General features: G+C 51.1%; 1 rRNA gene. It reads left to right on the top strand.

Annotated elements, in window-relative coordinates:
* Window positions 1-33: 33 nt before the first annotated feature.
* A 16S ribosomal RNA gene (locus tag NXS11_RS10845) occupies window positions 34-1584 on the top strand.
* Window positions 1585-1621: the final 37 nt, after the last annotated feature.

Genomic DNA, 1621 nt, shown 5'->3' with positions numbered 1-1621 from the left:
AAACAATCAAACGAGCTAATCAAGCTTACTTCTTTTATGGAGAGTTTGATCCTGGCTCAGGATGAACGCTGGCGGCGTGCCTAATACATGCAAGTCGAGCGAACAGACGAGGTGCTTGCACCTCTGACGTTAGCGGCGGACGGGTGAGTAACACGTGGGTAACCTACCTATAAGACTGGAATAACTCCGGGAAACCGGGGCTAATGCCGGATAACATATTGAACCGCATGGTTCAATAGTGAAAGACGGTCTTGCTGTCACTTATAGATGGACCCGCGCCGTATTAGCTAGTTGGTAAGGTAACGGCTTACCAAGGCGACGATACGTAGCCGACCTGAGAGGGTGATCGGCCACACTGGAACTGAGACACGGTCCAGACTCCTACGGGAGGCAGCAGTAGGGAATCTTCCGCAATGGGCGAAAGCCTGACGGAGCAACGCCGCGTGAGTGATGAAGGTCTTCGGATCGTAAAGCTCTGTTATTAGGGAAGAACAAACGTGTAAGTAACTGTGCACGTCTTGACGGTACCTAATCAGAAAGCCACGGCTAACTACGTGCCAGCAGCCGCGGTAATACGTAGGTGGCAAGCGTTATCCGGAATTATTGGGCGTAAAGCGCGCGTAGGCGGTTTTTTAAGTCTGATGTGAAAGCCCACGGCTCAACCGTGGAGGGTCATTGGAAACTGGAAAACTTGAGTGCAGAAGAGGAAAGTGGAATTCCATGTGTAGCGGTGAAATGCGCAGAGATATGGAGGAACACCAGTGGCGAAGGCGGCTTTCTGGTCTGCAACTGACGCTGATGTGCGAAAGCGTGGGGATCAAACAGGATTAGATACCCTGGTAGTCCACGCCGTAAACGATGAGTGCTAAGTGTTAGGGGGTTTCCGCCCCTTAGTGCTGCAGCTAACGCATTAAGCACTCCGCCTGGGGAGTACGGTCGCAAGACTGAAACTCAAAGGAATTGACGGGGACCCGCACAAGCGGTGGAGCATGTGGTTTAATTCGAAGCAACGCGAAGAACCTTACCAAATCTTGACATCCTTTGACCGCACTAGAGATAGTGTTTTCCTCTTCGGAGGACAAAGTGACAGGTGGTGCATGGTTGTCGTCAGCTCGTGTCGTGAGATGTTGGGTTAAGTCCCGCAACGAGCGCAACCCTTGAGCTTAGTTGCCATCATTAAGTTGGGCACTCTAAGTTGACTGCCGGTGACAAACCGGAGGAAGGTGGGGATGACGTCAAATCATCATGCCCCTTATGATTTGGGCTACACACGTGCTACAATGGACATTACAAAGGGCAGCGAAACCGCGAGGTCAAGCAAATCCCATAAAGATGTTCTCAGTTCGGATTGTAGTCTGCAACTCGACTACATGAAGCTGGAATCGCTAGTAATCGTAGATCAGCATGCTACGGTGAATACGTTCCCGGGTCTTGTACACACCGCCCGTCACACCACGAGAGTTTGTAACACCCGAAGCCGGTGGAGTAACCATTTGGAGCTAGCCGTCGAAGGTGGGACAAATGATTGGGGTGAAGTCGTAACAAGGTAGCCGTATCGGAAGGTGCGGCTGGATCACCTCCTTTCTAAGGATAATAACGGAATATCACCTTTAGGTGATAA

Origin of the sequence: Staphylococcus americanisciuri, assembly GCF_024814435.1 — a bacterium.
Classification (GTDB): Bacteria; Bacillota; Bacilli; order Staphylococcales; family Staphylococcaceae; genus Staphylococcus; species Staphylococcus americanisciuri.
Note: the sequence above shows the minus strand (reverse complement) of the source record. Positions and strands in the feature narration are given on the sequence as shown.